The sequence below is a fragment of the Actinosynnema sp. NPDC023658 genome (assembly GCF_040639995.1).
Taxonomy (GTDB): Bacteria; Actinomycetota; Actinomycetes; order Mycobacteriales; family Pseudonocardiaceae; genus Actinosynnema.
Map to the genome: position 1 here is coordinate 1 of NZ_JBFAAX010000395.1, position 5,374 is coordinate 5,374.

Here is a 5,374-nt window from a genome sequence, read left to right on the forward strand (position 1 = left end):
GGCCTCCGCGCGGACTCCGGTCAGGTCCGCGGGACCTCCGGGTCGACCTCCGGGTCGTCGGACCGGTCGGGCTCGGGGATCTCGTCACCGATCAGCGTGCGGTACTCGTCGACCTCCTGCGGGGTGGGGTCGATCGGTGCTTCCTCAGCGATCTCGTCCGGGTCGACCGGCTCCTCTGGTGCAGTCATGGCGGCTGGTTACCCGGTGTGCGCGCGGTCGAACGGGGTAACCACCAGAGCGTGACCATCCACGCGAGACGAGACGTGCCCGCCCTGCCCGACCTGGTGTTCAACGCCGCCGCGGACCCCGCGCGCCTGGCGTCCTGGCTGCCCTCGCCGTACCAGGTGATCGGCCGGTCGGACGACGTGCTGATCCTGCGCGAGCACGACGTGCCGCACCAGGTCAGCCTCGCCGCCGACTACGACCTGCTGCTCCTGACCTGGGAACCGCTGGCCGGGCACGGCTGCCGCGGCGAGCTGCGCGTCTCCCTGGCCGGCGCGGCGGGCAGCGTCGCGGAGCTCAGCGTGGACGACTGCCCCGACGACCAGCTCCCCACCCGCCTGCTCGAAGCGCTGGCGAATGAGGTTGAGCGGAACCTCACCGCCGGCTGATCATCAGGCGGTGGACCTCCGCCCCGCCCGGCCCGACGAGCTGCCGCTGCTGCCCCCGGTCGAACAGGCCTCCGGTGAGCTGTTCCGCGACTTCGGCATGCCGGAGATCGCCGACGACGACCCGATGCCGTTGAGCACCCTGGAACACCTGCACGTCTGGGTGGCCGCCGACCCGCACCCGGTGGCGTGGGTCGCGGTCGAGGTGGTCGACGGCGCGGCGCACGTCGAGCAGATCAGCGTGCACCCCGACCACGCCCGGCGCGGCCTCGGCGCGGCGCTGCTCGACCACGTCGAGCGGTGGGCCGCCGCACGGGGCCTGGACGCGCTGACCCTCACCACGTTCCGCGACATCCCGTGGAACGGCCCGTACTACCGGCGGCTCGGGTTCCGGGAGGTCGAGCACCCCTCGCCGGGTCTGGTGGCGATCGTCGCGGCCGAGACCGCGCGGGGGCTGGACCCCGCGACGCGCGTTTGCCTCCGCCGGCCGGTCCGCCCCGGTGTCCGGGCGGGATACTGAAGGGGAAGCCCTCCCCCGGCCGGCTGTTCGGAGGTTCACCAGGTGGTCGACTTCGTGCACGAGGCCCTGCTCTACCGCGACGACGAGCAGTACCTCGCGGGGACCGTGCCGTTCGTGCGCGAAGGGCTGGCCGCGGGCGAGCAGGTGCTGGTGGCCGTGCCGCAGCGGGGCATCGACCTGCTGCGCGGCGCGTTGGGCGGCGAGGGCGAGCTGGTCGAGTTCCTGGACATGCGACGCGCCGGGCGCAACCCGGGTCGCATCATCCCCGGCGTGCTGGCCGCGTTCACCGACAACGCCGCGTCCGCCGGCGCGCGGGTGCGGATCATCGGGGAGTCGGTCTGGCCGGAGCGCACCGAGCTGGAGTACCCGGCGTGCGTGCAGCACGAGGCGCTGGTCAACACCGCGTTCGAGGAACGCCCGGCGTGGATCCTGTGCCCGTACGACGCGGCGAACCTGCCGCCGGAGACGGTGCACGACGCGGAGTCCACGCACCCGGTCGTGGTCGAGGAGCGGCAGCGCAGGCCCAGCACCGACTACCGCGAGCCGTTCCTGACCGCCGAGGAGTTCAACCGGCCGCTGCCCGCGCCGCCACCGGACGCGCTGACCAGCCCGTTCGACCTCGACGGCCTGAGCACCGCCCGCGCGCTGGTGGCCCGGTTCGCCACCGGGGTCGGCCTGACCGCCGACCAGGTGGAGGACCTGGTCCTCGCGGTCAACGAGCTGACCACCAACAGCGTCGTGCACGGCGGCGGCTCCGGCACGCTGCTGGTGTGGCGGGAGGGCGGCGCGGTGGTGTGCGAGGTGCGCGACGCGGGCCGGATCGCGAACCCGATGATCGGCAGGCGCAACCCCGGCGCGAGCGCGCGCGGCGGGTACGGCGTGATGCTGGTGAACCTGCTGTGCGACCTGGTCCGCGTGCACAGCCGCGAGGACGGCACGGCGATCCGCGTCTACGTCGGCTGACCCGGTACGTCGGCCGACCCGGTGCGTCCGCTCATCCCGGCCGCGGGATGTGTCCTTGCCCACCACCCGACCCCGGTCCGGGCGGATCTTCGCTGGTCGTCGATCGAGTACCGCCGGAATTCCGAAGCACCGCACCCGTGCGGCCCGGCAGAATCGGACAGGTGACTCCCGCACTCCTGCTCGCCCACGGCGCCGGCGGCACGGTCCGCGCGAACTTCAGCCCGCTCATCCCGCAGCTGTCGCGCAAGCGCAAGGTGCACGCGGTGGACTTCCCCGGCTCCGGCACGACCCCGCGCGCGACCGAGCCCCTGGAGCTGGACGACCTGGCCGACCGGCTGGTCGCCGCGGCCGACGGCGAGGAGCGGTTCGCGGTCGTCGGCTACTCGATGGGCTGCGCGGTGGCGGTCCGCGCGGCCCGACGGCACCCGGAACGCGTGACGGCCCTGGTGCTCACCGCCGGGTTCGCCCGCCTCGACGACCGGAGCCGGGAGCTGAACGAGCAGTGGCGCCGGCTGCTGGACGGCGACCGCGCCGAGCTGGCCCGCTTCCTGCTGCCGATCGCGCTCGGTGAGCCGTTCCTGCGCCGGATGACGGCCGAGCAGACCGCAGGTCTCCTGGAGCTGCTCGCGCTCACCATCCCGCCCGGCACGCCGGAGCAGGTGGACCTGGTGCTGCGGACCGACCTGCGCGAGGAGCTGCCGTCGTTGACCGTGCCGACGCTGGTGATCGGCACCAAGCACGACCGGCTGATCGCCCCCGGCACCACGCGCGAGCTGGCCGACCTCATCCCCGGCGCCCGCTGGGCGGAGCTGGACAGCGGCCACTCGCCCGCGGTCGAGGCGCCCGCCGAGTGGGCCCGGCTGATCGAGGAGTTCCTGGACCACACCGACACCCACGTCTGACCGCGAGCCCGCAGCACGGGCCGCGCGGTTTCCCAATCCGGATTCGCACCACCGGATTCGCAGCACCGGTTCGCGGACCGACCGCGGTGCGCGCCTTGCGGTTCGTGGATCACCCGGTTTGCCCGTACCCCGGTCGGGTTAACCACGCCGCATGACCAACACGCTCGTCCTCGACGTGGACGGCACGCTGGTGGACACCAACTACCACCACGCGGTCGCCTGGTTCCGCGCCTTCCGCCGCTTCGACATCACCGTGCCGACCTGGAAGCTGCACCGGGCCATCGGGATGGGCGGGGACAAGCTCGTCGCCGCCGTCGCCGGTGATCGCATCGAGCAGGAGCACGGCGACGACCTGCGCAAGGCGTGGGAGGCCGCGTTCGAGCCGATGCTGGCCGAGATCAGGCCGCTGGAGGGCGCGCACCGCCTGGTCTCCGCGGCCCTGGAGCAGGACTTCCAGGTGGTGCTGGCCAGTTCGGGCAAGCGCCACCACGTCGACCACTACCTGAAGCTGATCGACGCGGCCGGCATCACGTCCACCTCGGCGGACGACGTCGAGGAGTCCAAGCCCGCGCCGGACCTCATCGAGGTGGCGTTGCGGCGGGTCGACGCGAGCGGTCGCGCGGTGGTCATCGGTGACTCGGTGTGGGACTGCGAGGCCGCCCGCCGGGCGGGCAAGCCGGTCGTATCCCTCCTCACGGGTGGTTTCAGCGAGGCCGAGTTGCGGGAGGCCGGGGCGTCGGCAGTCTACGAAGAGCTCGACCGGTTGCGGGCGGACCTCACCGACCTGCCGATGGCGTAGGAGGAAGCGTGCGGATCGGCTACACCCTGATGACCGAGCAGGCGGGGCCGCGGGAGCTGGTCCGGCACGCCGCGCTCGCCGAGCAGGCCGGTTTCGACTTCGAGGTGATGAGCGACCACTACTCGCCCTGGCTGGACGAGCAGGGGCACGCGCCGTACGCGTGGAGCGTGCTCGGCGCGGTCACGCAGGTGACGGAGCGGGTCGAGCTGATGACCTACGTGACGTGCCCGACGGTGCGCTACCACCCGGCGGTCGTCGCGCAGAAGGCGGCGACCGTGCAGCTGCTGTCGGGCAACCGGTTCACTCTCGGCCTGGGTGCCGGTGAGAACCTGAACGAGCACGTGGTCGGCCGCGGCTGGCCGCCGGTGAACGTGCGGCACGAGCTGCTGCGCGAGGCGGTGGAGATCATCTCCCAGCTGTTCGACGGCGGGTACGTCAACTACTCGGGCCAGCACTTCCGGGTGGACTCGGCGAAGCTGTGGGACCTGCCCGAGCAGCGCGTGCCGATCGCGGTCGCGGTGTCGGGCGGGCAGTCGGTGCGGACGTTCGCGCCGCTGGCCGACGCGATGGTGGCGACCGAGCCGGACGCGTCGCTGAGCCAGGAGTGGGACGTCTTCCAGGGCCGCACCTCCCGCAAGATCGGTCAGCTGCCGATCTGCTGGGACCCGGACCGGGACGCCGCGGTCGAGCGGGCGCACGAGCAGTTCCGGTGGTTCGGCGGTGGCTGGAAGGTCAACTCCGAGCTGCCCGGGACGTCCGGTTTCGCCGGTGCGACGCAGTTCGTGCGGCCGGAGGACGTGGCCGCCCAGATCCCGTGCGGACCGGACGTCGGTCCCGTGGTGGAGGCGGTGGCGAAGTTCCGCGAGGCCGGTTTCACCGACCTGGCGCTGGTGCAGATCGGCGGCGACCACCAGGCGGACTTCCTGGACTTCGCGAAGGGCGAACTCCTCCCCGCCCTCCACTGACACCGCGCCACCACCGCTCCCCCCACCGCTCGACGACGGCAGTCCCGGCGCGGCACAGCGGAGGCGGTCAGCCCTTGCCGCTCCCCGAACGGGGGTTGGTCGGCGGCTGGACGGGTCCCGGCTCGGCCTGGGTCGGCAGGACCACCGCAGGTCCGTTCGTCGGCAGTCCGGTCGGCTGCCCGCGGCCGGCGGTGCTGTTGTCCTGGGTCGAGCCGTTCTGGGTCGTGCCGGTAAGGGCCGCACCGGTGGTCCCGTGGTCCCCACCACCGACGTCCGTGCCGCCCTGCTTCGGGGTGCCCTGGACCCCCGTCGTGACCGGCGAGCCCGACCGGTCGTCCGGCACGGTCACCCCGTCGCTGGTCTGAGCGTGCTCCACGACGGGTTCGGCCACCGTGCTGGTCGTCCTCGGGTCGGCATGGTCTTCGGACCCCCGCTCGGGCGGTCCGCCCCACACCAGGAAGCCCGTCAGCGCCAGCGCACCGGCCGCGACGAGCGCCCCGGCCAGCACCGCGCGGTTGCCGATCCGGCGGCCCTCGGGCTCGGCCGCGGGCCGGTCCGCCACCACCACCTCCGCCAACGGCGGCAGGCCGACGCTCGCCCGCTGCGCCCGCGTGAGC

General features: G+C 73.3%; 7 protein-coding genes and 1 pseudogene. 6 read left to right on the forward strand and 2 right to left on the reverse strand.

Annotated features, from left to right (window positions below):
- Positions 1-20 precede the first annotated feature (20 nt).
- Positions 21-188: a hypothetical protein gene (locus AB0G02_RS27315; protein ID WP_360799061.1), complete on the reverse strand. Its 168-nt coding sequence runs from the start codon at positions 186-188 to the stop codon at positions 21-23.
- 51 nt (positions 189-239) lie between these two features.
- Here AB0G02_RS27315 and AB0G02_RS27320 point away from each other — a divergent pair, with 51 nt between their 5' ends.
- From AB0G02_RS27320 to AB0G02_RS27345, 6 genes are all read left to right on the forward strand, one after another.
- A complete protein-coding gene (locus AB0G02_RS27320) occupies positions 240-611 on the forward strand; it encodes a hypothetical protein (protein ID WP_360799064.1) in 372 nt (123 codons plus the stop codon).
- Between the two features lie 10 nt (positions 612-621).
- Positions 622-1,128, forward strand: coding sequence for a GNAT family N-acetyltransferase (locus tag AB0G02_RS27325; protein WP_360799066.1), 507 nt, complete (start codon positions 622-624; stop codon positions 1,126-1,128).
- Positions 1,129-1,170: 42 nt separating this feature from the next.
- Positions 1,171-2,091, forward strand: coding sequence for a sensor histidine kinase (locus AB0G02_RS27330; protein WP_360799069.1), 921 nt, complete (start codon positions 1,171-1,173; stop codon positions 2,089-2,091).
- Positions 2,092-2,252: 161 nt separating this feature from the next.
- The gene (locus tag AB0G02_RS27335; protein WP_360799072.1) at positions 2,253-2,993 is read left to right on the forward strand and encodes an alpha/beta fold hydrolase; all 741 of its coding nucleotides are present in this window, start codon (positions 2,253-2,255) and stop codon (positions 2,991-2,993) included.
- A 151-nt stretch (positions 2,994-3,144) separates the two neighbouring features.
- Entirely contained in the window at positions 3,145-3,792 is a 648-nt protein-coding gene (locus AB0G02_RS27340) for an HAD family hydrolase (protein ID WP_360799075.1), read from the forward strand.
- Positions 3,793-3,800: 8 nt separating this feature from the next.
- Positions 3,801-4,757 (forward strand): LLM class F420-dependent oxidoreductase, encoded by a 957-nt coding sequence (locus AB0G02_RS27345; protein ID WP_360799078.1) that lies wholly within the window; start codon positions 3,801-3,803, stop codon positions 4,755-4,757.
- Positions 4,758-4,824: 67 nt separating this feature from the next.
- Here the strand turns inward: AB0G02_RS27345 and AB0G02_RS27350 are convergent.
- A pseudogene (locus AB0G02_RS27350) lies at positions 4,825-5,374 on the reverse strand (hypothetical protein); the annotation flags it as partial.

Excerpts from the sequence above, each read along its gene's own strand:
- AB0G02_RS27315 (WP_360799061.1), bottom strand. The coding sequence starts at position 188 with ATGACTGCACCAGAGGAGCCGGTCGACCCGGACGAGATCGCTGAGGAA.
- AB0G02_RS27340 (WP_360799075.1), top strand. The coding sequence starts at position 3,145 with ATGACCAACACGCTCGTCCTCGACGTGGACGGCACGCTGGTGGACACC.